Below are 23223 nucleotides of genomic sequence, written 5' to 3'. Positions count from 1 at the left end.
CCTCCTCAGAAGTAGGTGCCGCACCACGGCGACGCGGTGGTGCCGAACGCGGCGTCGGCGTGCGGGACGGCGGCCTGGTCGGGTGCCTGCCACCAGCCGGTGGCGACGAGCTCCGAGGGGGTGCGGTCGCCGAGGTAGGCCATCGCCAGTGCCGCGACGTCACACTCCAGCTGCGGGGTGACCGGTCCGCCGAGCGGCCCGACACGTTCCGCGGTGGCGCCCGCGATCCGGTAGACGCCGGCGTTCTTCTCCAGCAGCGGGTCGTGCACGGCGATCAGCACCGGGTCCGCGACGCCGTAGGACCGGGCCGCGAGCGCCGCGGGCACGTCCACGAGCCGCAGCCAGGTCTCGTCGTGGTGGCCGGTGACGACGCAGGCGCGCGGGCTGGCCAGCAACAGCTCGAGAGGCTCGTCGAGCGGCCGCAGGTCGGCCTGCACGGAGCCGACCAGGTCGACGCCGAGCAGGAAGCGCCAGAGCCCGGCCGTCGCCTGCACGTCCGCGGCGTGCAGGTCCGCCAGCTCCAGCGTCTGCTCGGCGAAGCTGTGGGACTCGCCGCGGAACGCCACCGCGAAGCCGTCGTCGCCGTGGTCGCCGGTGTGCACGGCTGCGATGACGGGCTCGCGGTCCTCGACCCGGCGCCCGATCGAGCTCCACCACCAGCTGTCGCGTCTGGTCATGCTCCCGGTACGGGTGAGCGCGACGGCCTCGTGCACCTTCTGCAGCGCCGGGAGGATCTCGTCGCGGTCGAGCAGCCGCACCGACCCGCCCTGGGGCGCACCGGGGCGCCACGCCGGACGCGTGACCCGCACCGTCACGTCCCGCCCCCGGGTGGCCACGCCGTAGCCGAACCGCCCGTAGATCCGAGCCTCGCTGGCGCGCAGGGTCGCCACCGGTTCACCGCGGGCCGCCACGTCGTCGAGCTGCGCCCGCATCATCGCCGACAGCAGGCCACGGCGGGTGTGGTCGGGCCGCACGCCGACCCGCGTGACCGCCGCCATCGGGAGCACGGCACCGCCGGGCACCACGAGCTCGCTGGGGAACGACATCGCCGTGGCGACCAGCGTGCTGCCGTGGTGGACCCCGATCGTGCGGCCGGGGCTGTAGGACCGGGCGACCCGGGGCCACCGCTCGTCCTCCATCGGGCCCCGGTGAATGGTGGCGGCGAAGAGGTTGTGCGCCGAGCGCACCTGATCGGTTTCCAGGAAGCGGACGTCGTGGGTCACGGGATGTGATGGTGCCCGATCCGCCCCGCCGTCGACCTCGCTTTCGGGCCTAGGGGGTGTCCCGTGGATCTTGGTCGATGAGAGCCGTGATCCAGGTGGTTCCTGGCGGCGCCGCTGGATCGCCCTCATACCGGGCGTATTCGGGCGGTCCGGCGGTGTCGCCAGGGGCCGCCTGGGCGCGGCTATCGCGATTGAAGATCCGCGGGACACCCCCTAGCTGGGACGCCCCACCTCGTAGGAACCGTCCGATCCCGTGACGATGATCGGGACCTTCACCGAGGCGCCGTCGACCGTGGCGTCGCACTCGAACCTGGTGCCCTCGTCGACGCGGATCCCCTCCTCGCAGCGCACTCCGGCGACGTCCATGTGGTAGTTCTGCGTGAGGACGTGCTGCACGCCGCTCTGCAGGGCGACGGGGTCGAAGACGCGGGTGACGAAGAAGCCCGGCGTCACGAAGCCCAGCAACGCGACGAGGGCGACGACCGCGATGCCGCCGAGGACGATCGGGAGCAGGCGCTTGACGCCGCCGCGCTGCTCCGGGGCCTGCGGGGCCCGCTGCGTAGCGGCCTGCGGCTGGCCCGGGAACTGCTGGGTGGGCTGCTGGCTGAGCCCCCAGCCGGGCGATCCGAACGGGGCGGGACCCGGTCCCGGCTGGCCGTACTGCTGGCCGGGGCCCTGCTGAGGCCGGCCGAACGACGGCTGCACGTAAGGCGGCTGCCCCGGCGGGGGTGCCTGGCCGAAGAGCGGGACGCCGGGCGTGGGCTGCCCCAGCTGCGGCAGCCCGTGCTGGGGTAGTTGAGGCAGCTTCGGCCCCGGGCCTCCCAGGCTCCCCGGACCCGCCTGGGGTGGCTGGGCGGGCTGGCCCCCCGGAGAGGGCTGGGGTGGCGCAGGTGGCTGTTGCGGTGGCCGCCCGAGCGGTGGCATCGCCGGCAGCGTCTCGGTCTGCTGCTGTTGCTGCTGCCGGGACTTGTCGAACTCCGCCGGCTTCGGCGGCGGATCGTGCTCGGGGGCGCTCTGGGTGGGCACGGCGCCCGTCTCGTCCGGATCCAGCTCGACGTCCTGCTGTGCCTGCCCCCAGCCCCCGGGCGGCTGCTGGCCCCATGCCGGTTGCTCCGCGGGCTGCCCGGGTGGGGTGCCTTGCGGGGTCGAGGGGCCCTGGGGCGTGCTCATCGCAGACCTTTCTGCAAGCGTGCGGTCCGGAGATCCAAGCACAAGGGGTGCCTCCACGAACGGGACACCCTGCTCAGACGGTTCCCACCGCCACCACGCCCCGCCGGACGGCGGCGACCGCCTGCGTCGCCGCCCGGCCCACCGCGCTGCCGCGGCCGGTGACGCCGGCGATCTGGTCGAGCAGGTCGAGCACCTGACGGCACCAGCGCACGAAGTCGCCCGCCGAGAGCTCGGCGCCGTTCTGCTCCGCCGCGGTGAGCACGACCGACAGCGACTCACCACGCGCCCAGCGGTAGATCGGCCAGGCGAATCCGAGATCGGGCTCGCGGGTGCGGTCCACGCGGTGCCTGCGCTCGTCGCCCTCCAGCTCCGCCCAGATCCGCACCGTGTTCGCCAGCGCCTCGGCCACGGCACCCGACGGCACCTGGGGCATCTGGCCGTTGTCCCGGCGCGACTCGTACACCAGCGCCGACACGACGGCCGCCAGCTCCGCGGGCTCCAACCCGTCCCACGTGCCGTGGCGCAGGCACTCCGCGGTGAGCAGGTCGGACTCACCCCACAGCCGGGCCAGCCGCTCGCCGTGCTCGGTGACCTCGTCCCCGTCGAGATAGCCGCGCTCCCCCAGCAGGGAGCGGATCCGGTCGAACGCCCTCGCGAGGGAGTGGGTGGTGGCCCGCACCTTCTGCTGCAGCTGCTCGGTCTCCCGCTCCAGGCGGGCGTACCGGTCGGCCCACCGGGCGTGCGCCTCGCGGTCGTCGCAGCCGTGGCAGGGATGCACACGCAGGGCGCGGCGCAGCGTCGCGAGCTCGGGGTCGTCGGCGCTCGCGCCTCGCGAGCGCCGACGCTGCACGGTGGGAGCCACGATCCCCGTGTTGCGCAGCGACGACGCGAGGTCGCGGCGCACGCTCGGCGTCCGGTGGTCGACCCGCTTGGGCAGCCGCATCCGCCCGAGGGGCTCCACCGGGGTCGGGAAGTCGGCGGGCGAGAGCCGGCCCGCCCACCGGTCCTCGCTCAGTACGAGCGGGCGCGGCTCGTCCCCGTTGCTGAGACCGGGGTCGAGCACCACGGCCAGGCCGGCCCGGCGACCGCCGGGCACGGCGATGACGTCACCGGCCCGCAGTGACCGCAGCGAGTCGGCCGCGGCCTCCCGGCTGTCGGCCACGCCCTGGCGCGACAGTGCCTTCTCCCGCTCGCTCACCTGGCGGCGCAGCCCGGCGTACTCGGCGAAGTCGCCGAGATGGCACTGCATCGACTCGCCGTATCCCGCCAGCGCCTCGGTGTTGCGCTCGATCCGCCGGGCCAGCCCGACGACCGAGCGGTCGGCCTGGAACTGCCCGAGCGACTGCTCCAGCAGGTCGCGGGCGGAGTCCGTGCCGAGCCGTCCGACGAGGTTGACGGCCATGTTGTAGCCGGGCCGGAACGAGCTGCGCAGCGGGTAGGTGCGCGTGGAGGCCAGCCCCGCGACCTGCACGGGGTCGACCCCCGGCTGCCAGACGACGACCGCGTGGCCCTCGACGTCGATACCGCGGCGGCCGGCCCGGCCGGTGAGCTGCGTGTACTCGCCGGGGGTCAGGTCGGCGTGCGACTCGCCGTTGAACTTGACCAGCCGTTCGAGCACCACGGTGCGGGCGGGCATGTTGATCCCGAGGGCGAGGGTCTCCGTGGCGAACACCGCCCGGACCAGGCCCCGGACGAACAGCTCCTCCACGGTCTCCTTGAACGCGGGCAGCATCCCGGCGTGGTGCGCCGCTATCCCGCGCTCCAGCGCCTCGAGCCACTCCCAGTACCCGAGGACGGCGAGGTCGCCCTGCGGGAGGTCGACGGTCCGCCGCTCCACCGTGCGCCGGATCTCCACGGCCTCGGCCTCGGTGGTGAGCCGCAGGCCCGAGCGCACGCACTGGCCGACCGCGGCGTCGCAGCCCGCCCGGCTGAACACGAACGTGATCGCGGGCAGGAGCCCGTTGCGGTCGAGCCGGTCGATCACGGTGGTACGCGACGGGGGCCGGAAGCGGGTGGAGGACCGGCCGTTCCCGCCGCCGCGCGAGCCGCGCCCGCGGCCCCGGTCCCACACGGCGCTCTGGCGGTCGAGGTCGCGCGTGTACCGGACGAGGTCCGGGTCGACCTGCAGCTCACCGGCGCTGTCCTCGCCCGCGAACAGGTCCAGCAGCCGGTTGCCGACCATCATGTGCTGCCACAGCGGTACCGGCCGGTGTTCGTCGACGACCACCGTGGTGTCGCCGCGCACGGTCACCAACCAGTCGCCGAACTCCTCGGCGTTGCTGACCGTGGCCGACAGGCTCACCAGCGCGACATGCTCGGGGAGCTGGAGGATCACCTCCTCCCAGACGGCCCCGCGGAAGCGGTCGGCGAGGTAGTGCACCTCGTCCATCACCACGAAGCCCAGATGCTCGAGCTGCCGCGACCCGGCGTAGATCATGTTGCGCAGGACCTCGGTGGTCATCACCACCACCTGCGCGTCCCCGTTGACGACGGTGTCGCCCGTCAGCAGCCCCACGGCGTCGGCACCGTGGCGCTCCACGAGGTCGGCGAACTTCTGGTTCGACAGCGCCTTGATCGGCGTCGTGTAGAAGCACTTGAGACCCTGGGCGAGCGCCAGGTGCACGGCGAACTCACCGACCACGGTCTTTCCCGCGCCGGTCGGGGCACAGACGAGGACGCCGTGCCCGTCCTCGAGGGCCGAACACGCCGTGTACTGGAAGCCGTCGAGCTCGAAGGGGAGACTCCCCGCGAACTCGGCAAGTCGGGGACGTGCGGCTCGGCTCCTGGCGGCGGCGTAGGCCTCCGCGGGAGCAGGATTGCTGCTGGCCACCGGCCCAGGTTTCCACATCGGCGCAAGGTCGACCCGGCGTGCCCGCTCACAGTGGGCGGTATGCGCCTCGTGAGAAGGTCATCCCGTGCCTTCCTCTCTCTCCGATGCCGCTCCCGCCTTCATCGAGATGGCCCATCGGATCGTCTGGGCCAGCGCCGCCACCGTGGACGCACAGGGCAGGCCCTGGACCCGCGTGCTGCATCCGATCTGGCTGTGGGACGGGGAGCGCCTGACGGGCTGGATCGCCACCGGTCCGACGCCGACCAAGCAGGCGCACCTCGCCGCCCACCCCTACGTCTCGCTGACCTACTGGGACCCGTCCCACGACACCGCGAGCGCCCAGTGCCGCGCCAGCCTGCACACCGACGACGAGACGCGCACCCAGCTGTGGGACCGCTTCCGGTCCGCCCCGGAGCCCGTCGGCTACGACCCGGCGATCATCCCCGGCTGGGACGGCCCGCTCTCCCCGGGCTTCGCCGCCCTGCGGCTGGACCCGTGGCGGCTGCACGTGCAGCCGGCGGCGGTGCTGCTCGAGGGCAAGAACGACCAGGCCATGGTGTGGCGCGAGGCGGTCAGCCGCTAGGGAGTGTCTGCCCGATCATGGAAGCCAGCTGAGGAGAGCGGCGAGCTGGAGCGCGCCGAGGTAGTTGCGGGCGTGTCGGTCGTAACGGGTGGCCAGGCCGCGCCAGTGTTTGAGCTGGCAGAAGCCGCGCTCGACGACATTGCGGCGCCGGTAACGTGTCTTGTCGAACCCGACCGGGCGGCCGCCGCGGGAGCCTCGGCGTGCTCGGTTGGCCTGCTGGTCGCGGGGTTCGGGGATGGTGTGGGAGATGTTGCGCCGCCGCAGCAGTTCCCGGTTGGCCCGGGAGCTGTAGCCCTTGTCGGCCAGCACGTGCTCGGGGCGGGTGCGGGGACGCCCACGACCAGCCCGGGCCACTCGCAGGCCGGTCATGAGCTGCGGGAACTGGGTGGTGTCGTTGACGTTGCCCGCGGTCAGTTGCAGCACCAGCGGGCGGGCCCGCCCATCGACAAGAGCGTGGATCTTGGTGGTCAACCCGCCCCGGGAGCGGCCGATCGCATGATCGGCCGGCTCGCCCACGACCGCGTGAACCGCCCCGACCTGGTGATCAGGACCGGAATTCTTGTGATTCGACCCAGCCCCCTGTGCGGTCGGGGGGAGGCGGTTCGGGTCCGACGGCGGTGGCTGCGTTGCCACCGATGCGGCGGGCCGCCGCACCATGCTGGTGCACCCGCACCAGTGAGGAGTCCGCAGCAACCAGCCAGTCCAGCTCACCGCGGGCATCGGCATCAGCGTGGGCCGCGCCCAGCACCCGCGCCCAGGTGCCATCCACGCTCCACCGGTTGAGCCGCTCGTAGGCGGTCTGCCAGGGCCCGAACCGCTCGACGGGGATCTCCGGCCACGCCGCCCCGGTGCGGTACTTCCACGCGATCGCCTCGATCACCTGCCGGTGATCACGCCACCGCCCACCCCGCCGAGGTGCCCGGTCTGGTAGCAACGGCTCCAGCCACGCCCACGCCTCATCCGAGAGCACCTGACGATCACCCACGACCGGCATCCTGCCCCGAACCCGGACCAAGATCCGTCAGACACTCCCTAGGGGCGCACCGGCCGGCTCAGGTGGCGTCCTCCACCCGGCGGGCGGCCTCGGACGCCGGTGACACCTCGACCGGGCCCGGACGCTCGATCGGGCTGGGCTCGGGGATCGTGCTCGGGGTGATGTCGAGCGAGCTGGGTGTGGTGTCGATCGGGCTGGGGGCGTCGGGATCCCAGCTGTCCCAGCCCTCGGCGGCCCGGCGGGCGGCCCGGCGCTTGTCGTTGAGCCTCGTGATCTGGATGGCGATCTCGAAGAGCAGCACGAGGGCGAGCGCGAGCGCGAGCATCGAAATGGGGTCCTGGCCCGGAGTCGCGATCGCAGCGAACACGAAGAGGGCGAAGATCAGTCCCCGGCGCCACTCCTTGAGCTTGGCGTAGGAGATCACGCCGGCGAGATTGAGCATCACCACGAGAAGCGGGATCTCGAAACTCACCCCGAAGATCAGCAGCAGCGCGATGATGAATCCGAAGTAGTACTCACCGGTGAGCGCGGTGGTCTGGACCTCGTCGCCGATGCTGAGCAGGAAGCTCAGGCCCTGGGTGACCACGAAGAAGGCCAGCACCGCCCCGAACACGAACAGCACCGCGGCCACGGAGACGAAGCTCAGCGCGTAGCGCCGCTCCTTCGCGTAGAGACCGGGGGTGATGAACCCCCACAGCTGGTACAGCCACACCGGGCAGGCCAGCACGATGCCCGCGGTCATCGCAACCTTGAGCCGCAGGTTGAACTGGTCGAACGGACCCGTGGCCAGCAGCGTGCAGGCGTTGGGGTCGGCGCTGAACTGGCCGCGCGAGGTGGCGGGGATGGCGCAGTAGGGCTCCTTGAGCAGGTCACCGAGGCTGGGCAGACCGAAGAAGCTCATGCCGTACCAGATGTAGCCGACGATCGTGGTGATCGCGATGGCCACGAGGGCGATGGCGAGGCGGTTGCGCAGCTCGTAGAGGTGCTCGACGAGCGTCATCGTGCCGTCGGGGTTCTTCGGCCTTCTGCGCCGCAAGGAGATTCTGGCCACCGTGCTGGGGCTACTGCCCGGTGGTGGTGGGGCCCGGCTGGGTGGCGCGGGCGCTCTCCGACCGGGTGTCCTGGACCGGCGTGGCCTGCACCGGCGTGGCCTGCACCGGCGTGGTCTGCGGCGCCGGCTGCGCCGTGGGAAGGGCCGCGGGCGGCGCAGGCGCTGCGGCGGGCTTCTCGGTCGTGGTGGTGGCGTCGCCGGCCGGCGCGTCGTCGCCCTTCATGCCCTTCATCTCACCCTTGAACACGCGGGCGGACTGTCCGATGGACCGGGCCATGTCCGGCAGTCGTTTCGCACCGAACAACAGCACCAAGATCCCGATGAGGATCACGAACTCCCAGCCGCCGAGGCTCGGCATGATTCTCGTCCTTCCGCCGTGGACACGTGAGGGGGAGTCTACGCCGCCCGGAACGCCCGATCCGGGCGCGGCCCGTGTCGTACGCAGTGGTCGTCACTCATTCGTGACGGTGTTGCCGCGCGTTCACCAAGTCCTCCAGAACCGCCATCCGCGCACTCGTGTCGTCACGGAGCGCGGTGCTCGCGCGCCGCAGCCGTCGCACCGGCCGCAGCGCCAGCAGCACCACGAGCACCAGCACCACGAGACCGGCCGCGACCGTCACCAGTGCGGGCAGCATGTCAGTCACCGTTCGTCGTCCCGTCCTCGTCCACGTGCCGGCCCGTCGCGGCGGCCAGCGCTTCCCGGGCCCGGGCTGCCACGGCGTCGACCAGCTCCGGCGGCTCCAGCAGCCGCGCGCCACCGCCGAGCCCCAGCACCAGCCGCACCAGCCACGCCGGGTCGGCGTAGCGCAGCAGCACCCTGGCCCGGCCGTCGTCGAGCTCCACGACGTCGTCGACGGGGTAGTACTCGGCCACCCACCGGGCCTCGGGCTCGAGCAGCAGCACGGCCGACCGGTGCTCCGCGCTCGGGCGGAACAGGCCCTCGGACACGTCGGCGGGCTCGGCGTCGGGCGGCGGTGCCGCCGGCTCGTCGAGCTCCTCGACCTCCTCCACCCGGTCCAGCCGGAACATCCGGACCGCCTCCGCGCGGCGGCACCACGCCTCCAGGTAGCCGCGGCCCTCCACGACCAGCAGCCGCATCGGGTCGATGGTGCGCTGCGACACCGCGTCGCGTCCGGCGGTGTAGTAGACGATGCGCAGCGCGCGGCCTGCGGCCAGTGCCTCGCGGACGGCCGCGGTGGTGGCCGCCTCCTCGTGCGGCAGGTCGACCGCCACGCCGACGTGCCCCGCGTCGCCGACGGCCCGCTCGATCTTCGCGGTGGCCCGCTGCACGGCCGCCGTGTCGACCATGCCGGGCATCTCGGCCAGCGTGCGCAGCGCGACGAGCAGGGCCGTGGCCTCGGCGGTGGTGAGCCGCAGCGGGCGCCGCATCCCGGCGTCGTGGGTGACGGTGACGGTGTCGCCCGCGAACGACAGGTCCACCAGGTCGCCCGGGCCGTAGCCGGGGAGACCGCACATCCAGAGCAGTTCGAGGTCGCGGCGCAGCTGCCGTTCGGTGACGCCGAAGTCGGCGGCGACCTCGGCGACCGGGACCCCCGGCCGCGCCAGCAGGTAGGGCACGAGCGACAGCAGCCGCGGCAGCCGCTCGGTGACCCCGCCGGTGCTCACCGCACCGTCCCGGCCCGGTCCGGTCGCCGCGTGCGACCGGCGGGCCCCAGCACGGCCCCGCCGGGGGCGTCGGTGCGCGAGTGGGCCGCCGCCGCGGCCGCCCAGTTGCCGCGGACCGCCTCCGCGAGGCTCTCCGGGGCGAGCACCACGACGTCGGGACCGTGGCCCGCGAGCCAGCGGGCGACGGTGTCGACGCTGCGCAGGTCGAGCTCCAGCTCGTCGCCCGCCCGGCCGCCGTGGGAGCGCGGCCCGATCACCCTCGCCAGCCTGCGCAGCCCGTGTGCCCTGCCGTCGGCCACCCACACCCTGGCGGTGCCGCTGACCGCGGGCGGGTCGACGTTGTGGCGCACCATCGCCATGAGGTCGATGTCGGCGGGCACCGCGACGGCACCGGCCGGACCGATGGCTGTGACGGACTCACTGATCCGCGACACCCGGAACGAGCGTGGCGCGTTGCGGTCGCGGTCGTGGCCCACGAGGTACCACCGCCCCCGCCAGGACACCACGCCCCACGGCTCCACGATGCGGCGCTGCAGGGGCCCGCCCGGACCACCGCGACGGTGCTGGAACATGACCACGCGCCCGGAACGCACGGCGGCCAGCAGCGGCCCGAACGCCGGCTCGGTGGTGCGCACCCGGGGCTGCACGCGGCCCTGGTCCTCGTCGACCTCGACCCCGGCGGCACGCAGCTTGACCAGCGCGCTGTGGGCGGGTGCCGCGAGGTCGGGGGAATCCCACAGCCGGGCCGCGAGCGCGACGGCGGCTGCCTCGTCGGGCTCCAGGTCGATGTCGCCGAGCTCGTAGTCCTGACGCGCGATGCGATAGCCGTCGACGGTGTCGAAGCTCGAGAGGCGGCCGGTCTCCAGCGGCACGCCCAGCTCGCGCAGCTCGTTCTTGTCGCGCTCGAACATGCGGAAGAACGCGTCGTCGCCGCGCGCGTCGGCGTAGCCGGGCACGATCTGGCGGATCCGCTCGGCAGGCAGGAACTGGCGGGTGGACAACAGGCAGAGCACGAGGTTCACCAGACGCTCGGCCCGCGCAGAGGACACGTCGGCATCGTACGGCCGGTGACGCTCCCGCCGTGGGCGACCGGCGCAACCTGGTCGGGTGTCTCAGCTTGCGACACCCGGGCCCTTGACCGGGCAACCCGCCCGAGCCCACGCTCGGCGGACCACCAACGGACCGGAAGAGGCACCGTGAACGACAGTGTCGATGCAGACCGCAGTGTCGAGACGTTCAACCCGTGGACCGTGGTCAACCTCGTGTTCCACCACCTCGCCGACCAGGGCCTGCACCCCGTGCTCGGCGAGGCGGGTGACCCGGCGGTGCCGGCCACCGCGCTGCTGCGGGCGTTCGGCATCGAGCCCGGACGCAACGACGAGAGCGTGACCTCCCCGATCGTGCAGGACGAGCTGGCCCAGCTGCGCGCCAAGATGTTCGGCGAGCAGTAACGCCGGGACCAGCAGCCCTCGGGACTACAGCGAGGCGATCAGCCGGTCCACGCGCTCGTCGACCGACCGGAAGGGGTCCTTGCACAGCACGGTGCGCTGCGCCTGGTCGTTGAGCTTGAGGTGCACCCAGTCGACGGTGAAGTCGCGCCCGGCGGCCTGGGCGGCGGCGATGAAGTCACCGCGCAGCTTGGCCCGCGTGGTCTGCGGCGGGGTGTCCTTCGCGGCCTCGATCTCACCGTCGTCGGTGACCCGGTCGACCATGCCCTTGCGCTGGAGCAGGTCGAACAGCCCGCGGCCGCGCCGGATGTCGTGGTAGGCGAGATCCAGCTGGGCGATGCGCGGGTTGGCGAGGTCCATGTCGTTGCGCTCGCGGTAGCGCTCCACCAGGCGGTGCTTGATCGCCCAGTCGATCTCGCGGTCGATGAGCGACAGGTTCTGCGACTCGACGGCGTCCAGCGTGCGGCCCCACAGGTCGAGCACCCGCTGCATCGTCGGGTCCTCGGTGCCGCGGGTGGCGACGTGCTCGACGGCGCGGCTGTAGTACTCGCGCTGGATGTCGAGCGCGCTCGCCTCCCGCCCGCCGGCGAGCCGCACCGTGCGCCTGCCGGTCAGGTCGTGGCTGATCTCGCGGATCGCGCGGATCGGGTTGTCGAGCGTGAAGTCCCGGAACTGGACCCCGGCCTCGATCATCTCCAGCACGAGGGTGGCCGACCCCACCTTGAGCAGGGTGGTGACCTCGGACATGTTGGAGTCGCCGACGATCACGTGCAGCCTGCGGTAGCGCTCGGCGTCGGCGTGGGGCTCGTCGCGGGTGTTGATGATCGGGCGCGAGCGCGTGGTCGCCGAGGACACGCCCTCCCAGATGTGCTCGGCGCGCTGCGACAGGCAGTACACGGCGCCGCGTGGGGTCTGCAGCACCTTGCCGGCACCGCAGATCAGCTGGCGGGTGACCAGGAAGGGCAGCAGCACGTCGGCGATGCGGGAGAACTCCCCGGCCCGGGCGACCAGGTAGTTCTCGTGGCACCCGTAGGAGTTGCCCGCCGAGTCGGTGTTGTTCTTGAACAGGTAGATGTCGCCGCCGATGCCCTCGTCGACGAGCCGGCGCTCGGCGTCGACGAGAAGGTCCTCGAGGATCCGCTCACCGGCCTTGTCGTGGGCGACGAGCTGGGTGAGCGAGTCGCACTCGGCGGTGGCGTACTCCGGGTGGCTCCCCACGTCGAGGTAGAGCCGGGCACCGTTGCGCAGGAAGACGTTCGACGAGCGCCCCCACGACACGACCCGGCGGAACAGGTAGCGAGCCACCTCGTCGGGCGAGAGGCGCCGCTGTCCGTGAAAGGTGCAGGTGACCCCGAACTCAGTCTCCACACCGTAGATCCGCCGCTGCATCCCCTCAGCGTAGGCGGAGAGACCCCCCTCATGTCATGGCTGTGACCGACCGGTTCGGGTGGGTCGTCCGGGTAGTTCTACCGATGCTGCGCTGACGCTGCGCCATTAGCGTTGCTCCGCAGGCGGCCCGCCGAGCGTTGGGGGGTGTTCGACGGGCCGCCCGGCTCCGTTCCACCCGGCGGCGGGGCGTCCGGCGGATGGACGATCGCCTGCGTAGTGTCGGCCCGTGATTTCCTGGTTTCGGCGGGCCGCCGACGAGGTGAACGATGCCGATCGCGCCATCTCACGGGCGATCTCCTCGATGCCTCCGTCACCGCTCGACACGGCGATGAAGAGCGTGTCGACCGCCGCCAACCACAGCCTGCTGTGGTTCGCGATCGCCGCGCTACTGGCGTCGCGCCGGGGCGCGAGCCGCAAGGCCGCGGCCCGGGGCCTGCTCGCCATCGCGGGGGCGAGCGGCACGGCGAACGCGTTGCTCAAGCCGGTGCTGCCCCGCAGGCGTCCGGCGGCGGCGGAGCTGCCCGCCTACCAGACCATCGACAACCCGCCGACCTCGTCGTCGTTCCCGTCGGGGCACGCGGCGTCGGCCGCGGCCTTCGCCACCGCCGTTGCGCTGGAGAGCCCGCGCCTCGGGCTCGTCATGGCCCCGCTGGCGGCGTCGGTGGCCTACTCCCGGGTGCACGTGGGCGTGCACTGGGGCTCGGACGTGCTCGCCGGCGCGGCCGTCGGCACCGGCGTCGCGCTGGCCACCCGCCGCTGGTGGCCGGTGCGCAGCACCGACGAGGCGAGGGCCCGTCCACTCGACACGGTGCCCGAGCTCCCCCGCGGCGAGGGGCTGGTGATCGTGTCCAACCAGCGTTCCGGCGACCAGGAGTACGACCCGGCGAACGAGCTGGAGACGGCGCTCCCGAAGGCCGTGGTGCTGCGCGCGGACCCGGACCGCGACCTCGACGAGCAGCTCGACGCCGCCGTGGCCGAGCGGGAGGACTGGGTACGCGCGATCGGTGTGGCCGGCGGTGACGGCACGGTGGCCGCCGCGGCCGCGGTGGCCGGGCGCCGCCGCCTGCCCCTCGTGGTGGTGCCCGCCGGCACGCTCAACCACTTCGCCCGCGACGTGGGCATCTACGACATGCAGGAGGCCGTGGACGCCACCGGCGCGGGCGAGGCCGTCGCCGTCGACCTCGGCCTGATCGACGTGCTCCCCGACGCCGGTGCCGACCCGGACGGCGAGCAGATCGAGCGGCTGCGCTGCTTCATCAACACCGCGAGCCTCGGCTCCTACCCCGACCTCGTCCGGCTGCGGGAGAAGTGGCAGCCGCGGTGGGGCAAGTGGCCCGCCTTCGCCGCGGCGCTCGTGGTGGTGCTGCACCGCGCCGAGCCCGTCGAGATCAGGATCGACGGCCGTTGGACGTCGGTCTGGTTCCTGTTCGTCGGCAACGGGCCCTACCACCCGCGTGGCGCGGTGCCGGCGTGGCGCCCCTCGCTCGACTCCGGGCTGCTGGACGTGCGCTGGCTGCGCGCCGACGTGCGGTTCTCCCGGCTGCGGGCCATCGCCGCGCTGCTGCTCGGTGCGCTCGGGCACAGCCGGGTGTACCACCAGCGCGAGGTGGCGGAGCTGGAGGTGGAGCTCACGGTGCCCGGGATGCTCGCCACCGACGGCGAGGTCGTCGAGGAGGCCGGGCGGTACCGGTTTCGCGTCGCGAAGGACGCCATCCCCGTCTACCGGCGCCACGAGGACCGGTGGACCGGGCGCGACCGCCCCTTCGTCGGCTGAGTCGACGCGCCCACTGCGGCCGGCGTACGGCTGTCACAGGCGCAGCCCGAGCGGCGCCGCTCCCACGAGACCGCCGTCGATGACGAGGTCCTGACCGGTGATGTACGACGCGTCGTCCGAGGCCAGGAAGGCGACGGCAGCGGCGACGTCGTCGGGGTGACCGAGCGAGCCGAGCGGCACCTCCGCCGTGATGCGGGTCTCCGTGTCGGGGTCGATGGCGGAGCGGTACATCTCGGTCTCGATGTAGCCGGGGCTGACGGAGTTGACGCGGATGCCACGCGCCGCGAGGCCGGTGCCGAGCGTGCGGGCGAGACTGTGCACGGCGGCCTTGCTGGCGGCGTAGATCGCCGCCACCGGGAGGCCGCGGTGCGCGGTCCACGAGGCGTTGATGACGACAGCGCCTCCCTCGCCCATCAGCGGCAGCGCTTTCTGGATCGTGAAGAACACCCCCACGAAGTTGATTCCGACGGTGTGGTCGACATCTGCCGGGGTGAGCTCCGGCCGGAAGTCCGCCACTCCGGCATTGGCGAAGACCACGTCGAGGGCACCGCGCCAGGTCTCGACGCGCCGCACGAGCAGATCGAGGTCGGCGTCGACGCTGACGTCCGCGCAAACGGGCAGGACCCGCCCCGAGCCCAGGCGTTCTGCCGCGGTGTCGAGGCGGGACTGGTCGCGCCCGGTGATGACGACGTAGGCGCCCTCGTCGAGAAACCTGCGCGCCGTCGCGAACCCGATGCCGCTGGTGCCGCCGGTGATCAGGACCGTCTTGTTCGTGAATCGCTGCATGCCGACGATCGTCGAGCGGCGCGGGCCTACGCAGCAGTGTCGGCCGAACCTGGGTCCGACACCACCACCAAGCGCTCCAGCAGGGCCTGCGTTCCCGTCCCGGGTGCGGGGGTGTGCAGCGACAGGCGGTGGCCGGGCAGTTCGGGCAGCGGCAGGACGGTGGCCTCGAAGGTCAGCCTCCCCAGGCCGGGGATCTCCAGGGCCTTGGTGCCGTGGGTGGGACCACCCACGGGCAGTTCCGCCCAGATCTCGGCGAAGGCGGGGCTCGCCGCGCACATGTCCGCGGCCAGGCGGCCGAACTCCGGATCGGCCGGGTAACGGGCGGCGTCGGTCCGGAACAGGCCGACCATCGCCCGGGCCGCGTCGTGCCAGTCCACGACGGCCGCCCGGTAGCGGGCGTTGGTGAAGAAGCTGACCAGGCAGTTGTGGTCGAACTCGGTGCACTGGAACACGAGCTCCGCCGCGCGGTTGACCGCCAGTACGTTCCAGTGCCGGTCGATGACGTACGCCGGCCGCGGCAGCCAGCCCTCCAGCAGCCGCCGCACGGCATCGGGGACCCGGCCGTCGGACGGCGCCGCCTGCGGCGGGTTGAGCCCGGCGAGGAGGTACAGGTGCTCGCGCTCGGCGGCCTCCAGGCGCAGCACCCTGGCCACGGCGTCCAGGACGTCGGCGGAGACATTGATGTCGCGTCCCTGCTCGAGCCAGGTGTACCAGGACACCCCTACGCCGGCGAGCACCGCCACCTCCTCCCGCCGCAGCCCGGGCGTACGGCGACCCTCGCCCGACGGCATGCCCACGTCGGCGGGCGTCACCCGGGCTCGGCGCGACCGGAGGAACGCGCGCATCTCGGAGCTGCGCCGCTGCCGCGCATCCGTGGAGAGGGGGGAGCTGCCCATCAGGTCATGGTGCTCCCCCCGGGCACAACACCGTTACTGCGCGCCGCTGCCGTAGGGCCGCGTGAGCACCTCGAGGTTGTGGCCATCGGGCGAGGAGAAGTACATGCCCCGGCCGCCGTCGTTGGTGTTGTGCCCCGACTCCCGGTGCAACGGGTCACCGTAGGTGGACACCCCGCGCTCGCGCAGCCTGGCGGCGACGGCGTCGAACTCGTCCTCGCTGATCAGGAACGCGTAGTGCTGCGAGGCCACCTCGGCAGTGTCCATGAAGTCGAGGCTCACGCCGTTGTGCAGCTCCACCACGGCGAACGGCCCGAACGGCGTCGGGCCGGGCAGGCCGAGCACATCGGCCACGAAACGCGCCTCCGCGTTCTTGTCCCGGGCGGCGACGATGGTGTGGTTCAGCTCGATACTCATGCGCCAAGCCTGCGACCTCGACCCGGGTTCAGGTCAAGGGCGCAGGCCCGGGCTGCTCACAGCGTGCTGCTCGGCAGGGTCAGGAGCCGTTGGACGACGGTCCGTCGCCCTGGCTCTCCTCGCCGTCGACGGCACCGCTGGCCGCGGGCAGGTCGTCGCCGCCGGCCACCGTGGGCGCCGGCGGGGCGTCGACGGCGCGGTTCGCCTCGGGCAGCAGGTCACGCAGGACTTGCCCGGTGATCCGCCGGAACGTGCGACGCGGGCGCGTGCGGTCGAGCACCGCGACCTCCAGCGCACTCGCTCCGAGCACCCTGGCCGCCTGCGCTCCCCCGTTGCCTGACGCGGGGGGCGAACCGGGGGCGGCGGCGGCCTGCAGGCCCTCCACGGCGATCCCGATGGCCTCCCCCAGCTCCAGCCCCGACCGGTAGGTCTCCTTGAGCTTGGCGCTGATCGGGTCGGTGGTGCCGCCCATCACCACGAACTGCGGCTCGTCGGTGATCGAGCCGTCGTAGGTGATCCGGTAGAGCTCGTCGGAGTCCGGGGTGTCGCCGACCGCGGCGAGGCACAGCTCCACCTCGTAGGGCTTCTGCTGCTCGACGAACGAGGTGCCCAGCACCTGGGCGTAGAAGTTGGCGAGCATCCGGCCGGTGACGTCGCGGCGGTCGTAGGAGTAGCCACGCACGTCGGCCATCCGGATTCCGGCGTTACGCAACGTCTCGAATTCGTTGTAGCGCCCGACCGCGGCGAAGCCGATGCGGTCGTAGATCTCCGAGACCTTGCGCAGCGCGCTCGGCCGGTTCTCGCTGGAGCGGTTCTCGGCGACGAACAGCACGCCACCGGTGTAGGTGAGCACGACGACGCTGCGGCCGCGGGCGATGCCCTTGCGCGCCAGCTCGGAGCGGTCGCGCAGCAGCTGGTCGACGGAGGAGTAGAACGGCATCGTCACGGGGCGGACTCCAAAGGCGTCGCAGGGGTGGGGAGCACGGCAGGCATGTCCGGTGAGCTATCCGCCGGGTCTTTCGGTACGACCGGCGATGACCGCCCGGACGACCGCCTCCATCTCCTCCTCGGAGCGGCGGACCGCCCCCTCCTCCGCGGTGATGCTGACGACCACCGGGTAGATCTTGCGGACCAGGTCCGGCCCACCGGTGGCGGTGTCGTCGTCGGCGGCGTCGTAGAGCGCCTCGACGGCCGTGCGCACGGCCCCGGCCAGGTCGGCCTGCGGGTCGTAGAGCTTCTTCAGCGACGACTTCGCGAACACCGAGCCCGACCCCACGGAGTGGTAGCCGAGCAGCTCGTCATAGCGCCCGCCGGTGGCGTCGTAGGTGATGATGCGACCGGCCTTCGCCGGGTCGGCGGCGTCCATGTCGTACCCGACGAACAGCGGCACGACGACGAAGCCCTGCAGAGCCGCGCCGAGGTTCTGCTGGATCATGCTCGCGAGCTTGTTGGCCTTGCCGTCCAGCGAGAGCGGGACGCCCTCGATCTTGTCGTAGTGCTCGAGCTCGACCGTGAACAGCCGGACCATCTGCAGGGCGATGCCCGCCGAGCCCGCGATCCCGATCGACGAGTGCGAGTCGGTGATGAACACCTTCTCGATGTCGCGCTGCGCGATGACGTTGCCTGCCGTGGCGCGGCGGTCACCGGCGATGATCACCCCGTCCGAGAAGGTGAGCGCCACGATCGTGGTGCCGTGCGGCACCCCGAGACCTGCCCCGGCGGCCCCGGGCGCGAGGCCCTCGGGCATCCGGCCGGGCAGCAGGTGCGGTGCATTGGCCGTGACGAAGTCGGTGAATGACGACGGGCCGGGCGCAAGGTACGCGCCCGGTCCCGAAGGGGCGACCGGCAGCCGGGGCTCCATGGTCAGGTGAGTGCCTCTCGTCGTGCGGGTGCAGGTGCTCGTGCTGATGCTGACGGTGCGGGCGAGCGGCTACTGGCCGCCCTTCTGGACGTAGGCCCGGACGAAGTCCTCGGCGTTCTCCTCGAGAACGTCGTCGATCTCGTCGAGGATCGTGTCGACATCCTCGCCGAGCTTCTCACGACGCTCCTGGCCGGCCGCCGCGGCGTCGCCGCCGTCCTCGTCGTCCCCGCCACCACCGCCCTGACGCTTGGTCTGTTCCTGCGACATGGTGTCTCCTCTTCGCGCCTGCCCGGGACGACGCGGTCAGCGGCGTACCGGGGTCCGGTATCTGAACATTACCCAGCCGATCGGCGACACGCCCGCGATCAGAGCTATGCGGATGGGCGCGTCGCCATTCAGCCCCGGGTCAGCGCTTCGACGAGCTCCTCTGCGGTACGGGAGTTGTCGATCAACTCACCGACGTGGCGGCGGGTTCCCCGCAGCGGTTCGAGGGTGGGGATCCGCACGAGGGACTCTCGGCCGAGATCGAAGATGACCGAGTCCCACGAGGCGGCGGCCACCTCGGCCGGGTACCGCTCGAGACAGCGGCCCCGGAAGTAGGCGCGGGTGTCGTCGGGCGGCTCGTGCATGGCGGCGACGACCTGCTCCTCGGTGACCAGCCGCTTCATCGACCCGCGCGCGGCGAGCCGGTTGTACAGCCCCTTCGCCATCCGGACGTCGGTGTACTGCAGGTCCACCAGCTGCAGCCGGCCGGAGTTCCACGCCAGTCCGTCGCGTTCGCGGTAGCCCTCCAGCAGGCGCAGCTTGGCCGGCCAGTCGAGACGGTCGGCGCACTCCATGGGGTCACGGGCCAGCGCGTCGAGCACCTCGCCCCACAGCTGCAGCACCTCGGCGGTGGCGTCGTCGACGTCGGCGCCCATCGTGTTCTCGACGTGTTTCTGCGCCTTCTCGAAGTAGGCGCGTTGGACGTCGACGCCGGTCATCTTCCGGCCGTCGGCCAGGTCGACCAACGTCTTGAGCGACGGGTCGTGGCTGATGCGGTGCACGGAGCGCACGGGCTCGGAGAGCCGCAGCTCGTCGAACCGGACCCCCTTCTCGATCATGTCGAGGACCAGCGCCGCGGTGCCGACCTTGAGCAGTGTGGAGTACTCGCTCATGTTGGCGTCGCCGATGATGACGTGCAGGCGGCGGTACTTGTCGGCGTCGGCGTGCGGCTCGTCGCGGGTGTTGATGATCCCCCGCTTGAGCGTGGTCTCGAGCCCGACCTCCACCTCGATGTAGTCGCTGCGCTGGGCGAGCTGGTAGCCCGCCTCGTCGCCCGACGCACCGATCCCCACGCGGCCCGCGCCGCACACGACCTGGCGCGTCACGAAGAACGGCGTGAGGCCGGCGACGATCGACGGGAAGGTGGTGCTGCGCGCCATCAGGTAGTTCTCGTGGGAGCCGTAGCTGGCGCCCTTGTTGTCGACGTTGTTCTTGTAGAGCTGGATCCGCGGCGCGCCGGGGACGGTGGCCGCGCGCATCGCGGCCTCCTCCATCACCCGCTCCCCCGCCTTGTCCCAGATGACCACGTCACGAGGCGTGGTGACCTCGGGGGTGGAGAACTCCGGGTGGGCGTGGTCGACGTAGAGCCGGGCGCCGTTGGTGAGGATGACGTTGGCGGCGCCGAGGTCGTCGAGCTCGGACTCGCCTGGGCTGTGCGTGGTGGGCGCGGACAGGTCGAACCCGCGCGCGTCACGCAGCGGCGACTCCACCTCGTAGTCCCACCGGGCCCGGCGGGAACGTGGGATGTCCGCGGCCGCGGCGTAGGCCAGCACCACCTGCGTTGAGGTGATCACCGGGTTGGCGGTGGGGTCGCCCGGCACCGAGATCCCGTACTCGATCTCGGTGCCCATGATCCGGCGGGCCGTCACGGACGACCCTCGACGTGCGCTGTCATGGGTCGAGCCTAACCGCGGCCGGAGGATGATGGACGCATGCACGCTGGCATCCCCGCGGAGGAGGAGCCGGTGGCCGTGTACGACGCGGCCGGATCGGTGGTCGGGGTGGCTCCCCGTGGTGTGGTCTACCGGGACGGGCTGTGGCACGGCGCCACCGGAGTGCTCGTGCGCAGTACCGACGGCGACCGGGTCTACCTGCACCGGCGGTCCCCGGACAAGCTGATCTTCCCGGGCATGTACGACTGCTGGGCGGGCGGGGTGATCGGGCCGGGCGAGACCCCGGCAGCCGGCGCGGCCCGCGAGCTGGCCGAGGAGCTCGGTGTCGACGGCGTCACCCCGATGCCCCACGAGCCGTTCGCCTACGTCGGCTCCGGGCTGCGGTACCACGTGTTCACCTACGAGGTGCGCTGGGACGGCCCGCTGCGCCACCAGCCCGAGGAGATCGTGTGGGGCGGCTGGGTGACGCTCGACGAGCTGCGCGCATGCCTGGCCGAGCCGCGGCGCTGGCCGTTCGTCCCGGACGGCCGCATGGGCATCGAGCGGTGGCTGGCCGCCCGGGACGCCGGGCTCACAGATTGATCATGTGCCCGGTGAGGCCGTGGAACGCCTCCTGGAGCGCCTCGCTCAGGGTGGGGTGCGCGTGCACGTTGCGGGCGAGCTCGAACGCGGTGAGGTCCCACTTCTGCGCCAGGGTCAGCTCGGGCAGCAGCTCCGTGACCTCCGGGCCGATGAGGTGGCCGCCGAGCAGCTCGCCGTAGGTCTCGTCCGCGACGAGCTTGACGAACCCGCCCGGCTCCCCGAGCCCCTGCGCCTTGCCGTTGGCCGTGAACGGGAACTGGGCGACCCGGACCTTCCACCCCTTCTCGTCCGCCAGCTCGCGGGCCTGGGCTTCGGTGTAGCCGAAGCTCGCCACCTGCGGGTTGCAGAACGTCGCCCGCGGCATCATCACGTACTCCAGCTCCTGGGTCTCGACGCCGGCGATGGTCTCCGCCGCCACCACGCCCTGCGCCTCGCCGACGTGCGCGAGCATGAGCTTCGCCGTGACGTCACCGATCGCGTAGACGTGGGGCACGTTCGTCCGCATGAAGTCGTCGATCGCGATGGCGCCGCGTTCGGTGAGCTCCACGCCGGTGTTCTCCAGGCCGTAGCCCTCGGTCCGGGGCGCGAACCCGATCGCCTGCATGACCTTGTCGGCCGTGAGCTCCTTGGTCTCCCCGTTCTGGGAGACGGTGACCGTGACCTGGTCGCCCGAGTCGTCGATCGACTCGACCCGGGTGGAGGTCAGCACCTCGACGCCGTACTTGCGGAAGCGCTTGGCCAGCTCCTTGGAGACGTCGACGTCCTCGAGCGGGAGCAGCCGGTCCAGGAACTCGACGATCGTGACCTGCACGCCGTAGTTGCTCATCACGTAGGCGAACTCGACGCCGATCGCACCCGCCCCGGCGATGATGATGCTGCGGGGCAGCTCACGGGTGAGGATCTGCTCCTCGTAGGTGACGACGCGCTCGGACAGCGACGTGCCCGGCAGCAGCCGGGTGGTCGCTCCGGTGGCGATGATGACGTCGTCGAACGTGAGCGTCTCGGAGCCGCCGTCGGCGAGCGCGACCTCGATCGTGGAGGCGTCGACGAACTTGCCCCGGCCGTCGATCTCCCGGATCTTGTTCTTCTTCATCAGGTAGTGGACGCCCTTGACCCGGCCGTCGGCCACCTTGCGGCTGCGGTCGAACGCGACCCCGTAGTCGAGGCTCACGTCCCCCGAGATGCCGAAGGTCTTGGCCTCCTTCGTCACCAGGTGCGCCAGCTCCGCGTTGCGCAGCAATGCCTTCGACGGGATGCAGCCGACGTTGAGGCACACCCCGCCCCAGTACTTCTCCTCCACCACCGCGACGCTGCGGCCCAGCTGGGCCGCGCGGATCGCCGCGACGTATCCACCAGGGCCAGCGCCGAGGACCACGACATCGACATGGGAAGCCATATAACGACTCTAGGAGCGCAACCGCGCTCGGCGCACAGCCGGCACCCATGAACCGTTACTCGGCGTCGTCGTAGCGGTCCTCCGAGGCCGGCCAGACGGGCGCGTCGGCCAGGTTCGCCACGAGGGTGTCGCTGATGTCGTGCAGCGCCCGGAGCTGCTCGGGACTGAGCACGTCGAACATCGCCCCGCGCACGGTCTCGACGTGGCCGGGGGCGATGGCCTCGAGGTGGGCGAGTCCCTCGTCGGTGAGCTCGGCGACCGCTCCCCTCCGGTCGTCGGGGCACGGTCGGCGCCGCACCCAGCCCGACTCCTCGAGACGCGCGACGGCGTGCGAGAGCCTGCTGCGCGAGGACATCGCCGAGGTGGCGAGCTTGCTCATCCGCATCGCGTGCCCCGGTGCTTCGGAGAGCCGCACCAGGATCTCGTAGTAGGCGTGCGGCAGCCCTGCATCCTGCTGGAGCTGCCGCTCGATCCGGTCGAAGACCAGTCGACAGGAGGTGAGGTAGCTGCGCCACGCGCGCTGCTCCTCGTCGTCCAGCCACCGTGTGTCAGGCACCACACCTCCGGAATAGATCGGCCTCGCCGTTGTTCAAACTACTAAAGCTCTCAAGTAATGAGGGTTCAAGACACTCACGGAGGTTGACATGTCCTCGACCGCAGTCCAGATCCCCGGTTACGTCGCCGGCACGTGGGAGATCGACCCGGTGCATTCCGACGTCTCCTTCTCGGTCCGCCACATGATGGTCAGCAAGGTACGCGGTCGCTTCACAACCTTCTCGGGCGAGATTGTGACCCGCGAGAACATCACGGACTCCACGGTGAACGCCACCATCGCGGCCGACTCGATCGACACCGGCCAGGAGCAGCGAGACACCCACATCCGCTCCAACGACTTCTTCGATGTCGAGAACCACCCGCAGTGGACCTTCCGCTCCACCGGCGCCCGCGCCAAGGGTGACGACCTCGTGGTCGACGGTGAGCTCACGATCAAGGGCGTGACGCGGCCGGTCTCCCTCGCCCTCGAGCTCAACGGTTTCGGCCCCGACGCCTACGGCGGCTACCGGGCCGGCTTCTCGGCCAGCACCACCATCGACCGCAACGACTTCGGCGTCGACATCAAGCTCCCGATGGACGGCGGCGGCGTGGTCGTCGGGGACAAGGTGCAGATCAACCTGGAGATCGAGGGCGTGCTCCGCCAGGGCTGAGCAGGCTCCGCCCGACGCGGCGAGGCAGCGGCGGTGCAGTGAACGGTCGGTCCAGCCC

Annotated in this window: 23 protein-coding genes and 1 pseudogene; 5 read left to right on the top strand and 19 right to left on the bottom strand. The window is 71.9% G+C overall.

Going from position 1 to position 23223, the window contains the following annotated elements:
- Positions 1-5 precede the first annotated feature (5 nt).
- The 3 genes from HF577_RS24730 to HF577_RS24720 all read right to left on the bottom strand — a co-directional run bounded on the left by HF577_RS24730 (position 6) and on the right by HF577_RS24720 (position 5241).
- Positions 6-1223, bottom strand: coding sequence for a GNAT family N-acetyltransferase (locus tag HF577_RS24730; protein ID WP_312859360.1), 1218 nt, complete (start codon positions 1221-1223; stop codon positions 6-8).
- A gap of 213 nt (positions 1224-1436) precedes the next feature.
- Positions 1437-2393 carry a DUF4333 domain-containing protein gene (locus HF577_RS24725; RefSeq protein WP_169398333.1) on the bottom strand — a complete coding sequence of 319 codons (957 nt, stop codon included), beginning with the start codon at positions 2391-2393 and terminating at the stop codon, positions 1437-1439.
- A gap of 73 nt (positions 2394-2466) precedes the next feature.
- A complete protein-coding gene (locus HF577_RS24720; protein ID WP_169398332.1) occupies positions 2467-5241 on the bottom strand; it encodes a DEAD/DEAH box helicase in 2775 nt (924 codons plus the stop codon).
- Between the two features lie 67 nt (positions 5242-5308).
- Between HF577_RS24720 and HF577_RS24715 the strand changes: the two genes are divergently transcribed.
- The gene (locus tag HF577_RS24715) at positions 5309-5806 is read left to right on the top strand and encodes a pyridoxamine 5'-phosphate oxidase family protein (protein WP_312859359.1); all 498 of its coding nucleotides are present in this window, start codon (positions 5309-5311) and stop codon (positions 5804-5806) included.
- A gap of 15 nt (positions 5807-5821) precedes the next feature.
- Here HF577_RS24715 and HF577_RS40255 read toward each other — a convergent pair.
- The 6 genes and pseudogenes from HF577_RS40255 to HF577_RS24685 form a co-directional block, all read right to left on the bottom strand.
- A pseudogene (locus HF577_RS40255) lies at positions 5822-6800 on the bottom strand (IS5 family transposase).
- 58 nt (positions 6801-6858) lie between these two features.
- Positions 6859-7800 (bottom strand): twin-arginine translocase subunit TatC, encoded by a 942-nt coding sequence (gene tatC, locus HF577_RS24705; protein ID WP_169398341.1) that lies wholly within the window; start codon positions 7798-7800, stop codon positions 6859-6861.
- Positions 7801-7861: 61 nt separating this feature from the next.
- Positions 7862-8209, bottom strand: coding sequence for a Sec-independent protein translocase subunit TatA (gene tatA / locus HF577_RS24700; protein WP_169398331.1), 348 nt, complete (start codon positions 8207-8209; stop codon positions 7862-7864).
- Between the two features lie 97 nt (positions 8210-8306).
- Complete coding sequence (locus tag HF577_RS24695; protein WP_169398330.1) at positions 8307-8495, bottom strand: hypothetical protein; 189 nt, start codon at positions 8493-8495, stop codon at positions 8307-8309.
- A complete protein-coding gene (locus tag HF577_RS24690; RefSeq protein ID WP_169398329.1) occupies positions 8488-9477 on the bottom strand; it encodes a helix-turn-helix transcriptional regulator in 990 nt (329 codons plus the stop codon). The genes HF577_RS24695 and HF577_RS24690 overlap by 8 nt, the downstream gene beginning before the upstream one ends.
- Entirely contained in the window at positions 9474-10526 is a 1053-nt protein-coding gene (locus HF577_RS24685; RefSeq protein WP_169398328.1) for a helix-turn-helix transcriptional regulator, read from the bottom strand. The genes HF577_RS24690 and HF577_RS24685 overlap by 4 nt, the downstream gene beginning before the upstream one ends.
- 147 nt (positions 10527-10673) lie before the next feature.
- On the opposite strand from HF577_RS24685, the gene HF577_RS24680 reads away from it, so the two are divergent.
- Positions 10674-10928: a hypothetical protein gene (locus HF577_RS24680; protein ID WP_169398327.1), complete on the top strand. Its 255-nt coding sequence runs from the start codon at positions 10674-10676 to the stop codon at positions 10926-10928.
- A 24-nt stretch (positions 10929-10952) separates the two neighbouring features.
- On the opposite strand, the gene pafA is transcribed toward HF577_RS24680, so the two are convergent.
- Positions 10953-12314 (bottom strand): Pup--protein ligase, encoded by a 1362-nt coding sequence (gene pafA, locus HF577_RS24675; protein ID WP_169398326.1) that lies wholly within the window; start codon positions 12312-12314, stop codon positions 10953-10955.
- A gap of 226 nt (positions 12315-12540) precedes the next feature.
- Between pafA and HF577_RS24670 the strand changes: the two genes are divergently transcribed.
- Positions 12541-14088, top strand: coding sequence for a phosphatase PAP2 family protein (locus tag HF577_RS24670; RefSeq protein ID WP_312859356.1), 1548 nt, complete (start codon positions 12541-12543; stop codon positions 14086-14088).
- A gap of 33 nt (positions 14089-14121) precedes the next feature.
- On the opposite strand, the gene HF577_RS24665 is transcribed toward HF577_RS24670, so the two are convergent.
- The 7 genes from HF577_RS24665 to dop form a co-directional block, all read right to left on the bottom strand.
- Positions 14122-14874, bottom strand: coding sequence for an SDR family NAD(P)-dependent oxidoreductase (locus HF577_RS24665; protein WP_169398325.1), 753 nt, complete (start codon positions 14872-14874; stop codon positions 14122-14124).
- Between the two features lie 26 nt (positions 14875-14900).
- The gene (locus tag HF577_RS24660; RefSeq protein WP_169398324.1) at positions 14901-15770 is read right to left on the bottom strand and encodes a helix-turn-helix transcriptional regulator; all 870 of its coding nucleotides are present in this window, start codon (positions 15768-15770) and stop codon (positions 14901-14903) included.
- 33 nt (positions 15771-15803) lie between these two features.
- On the bottom strand, positions 15804-16184 hold the full coding sequence (locus HF577_RS24655; RefSeq protein WP_169398323.1) for a VOC family protein: 381 nt from the start codon (positions 16182-16184) through the stop codon (positions 15804-15806).
- A gap of 79 nt (positions 16185-16263) precedes the next feature.
- Complete coding sequence (gene prcA, locus HF577_RS24650; RefSeq protein WP_169398322.1) at positions 16264-17130, bottom strand: proteasome subunit alpha; 867 nt, start codon at positions 17128-17130, stop codon at positions 16264-16266.
- 57 nt (positions 17131-17187) lie between these two features.
- Positions 17188-18045: a proteasome subunit beta gene (gene prcB / locus HF577_RS24645; RefSeq protein WP_169398321.1), complete on the bottom strand. Its 858-nt coding sequence runs from the start codon at positions 18043-18045 to the stop codon at positions 17188-17190.
- Between the two features lie 69 nt (positions 18046-18114).
- The gene (locus tag HF577_RS24640) at positions 18115-18312 is read right to left on the bottom strand and encodes a ubiquitin-like protein Pup (RefSeq protein ID WP_169398320.1); all 198 of its coding nucleotides are present in this window, start codon (positions 18310-18312) and stop codon (positions 18115-18117) included.
- A gap of 128 nt (positions 18313-18440) precedes the next feature.
- Positions 18441-19940, bottom strand: coding sequence for a depupylase/deamidase Dop (gene dop, locus HF577_RS24635; RefSeq protein WP_169398339.1), 1500 nt, complete (start codon positions 19938-19940; stop codon positions 18441-18443).
- 81 nt (positions 19941-20021) lie between these two features.
- On the opposite strand from dop, the gene HF577_RS24630 reads away from it, so the two are divergent.
- The gene (locus tag HF577_RS24630) at positions 20022-20564 is read left to right on the top strand and encodes an NUDIX hydrolase (protein ID WP_211174778.1); all 543 of its coding nucleotides are present in this window, start codon (positions 20022-20024) and stop codon (positions 20562-20564) included.
- On the opposite strand, the gene lpdA is transcribed toward HF577_RS24630, so the two are convergent.
- Complete coding sequence (lpdA, locus tag HF577_RS24625; protein WP_169398319.1) at positions 20554-21960, bottom strand: dihydrolipoyl dehydrogenase; 1407 nt, start codon at positions 21958-21960, stop codon at positions 20554-20556. The genes HF577_RS24630 and lpdA overlap by 11 nt on opposite strands.
- Positions 21961-22015: 55 nt before the next feature.
- The gene (locus HF577_RS24620) at positions 22016-22516 is read right to left on the bottom strand and encodes a MarR family winged helix-turn-helix transcriptional regulator (RefSeq protein ID WP_169398318.1); all 501 of its coding nucleotides are present in this window, start codon (positions 22514-22516) and stop codon (positions 22016-22018) included.
- Between the two features lie 88 nt (positions 22517-22604).
- Between HF577_RS24620 and HF577_RS24615 the strand changes: the two genes are divergently transcribed.
- Complete coding sequence (locus tag HF577_RS24615; protein WP_169398317.1) at positions 22605-23165, top strand: YceI family protein; 561 nt, start codon at positions 22605-22607, stop codon at positions 23163-23165.
- Positions 23166-23223: the final 58 nt, after the last annotated feature.

Source organism: Pseudonocardia xinjiangensis (genome assembly GCF_012911925.1).
GTDB classification, from domain to species: Bacteria; Actinomycetota; Actinomycetes; order Mycobacteriales; family Pseudonocardiaceae; genus Pseudonocardia; species Pseudonocardia xinjiangensis.
This window is presented reverse-complemented; position numbering and strand designations above follow the sequence as displayed.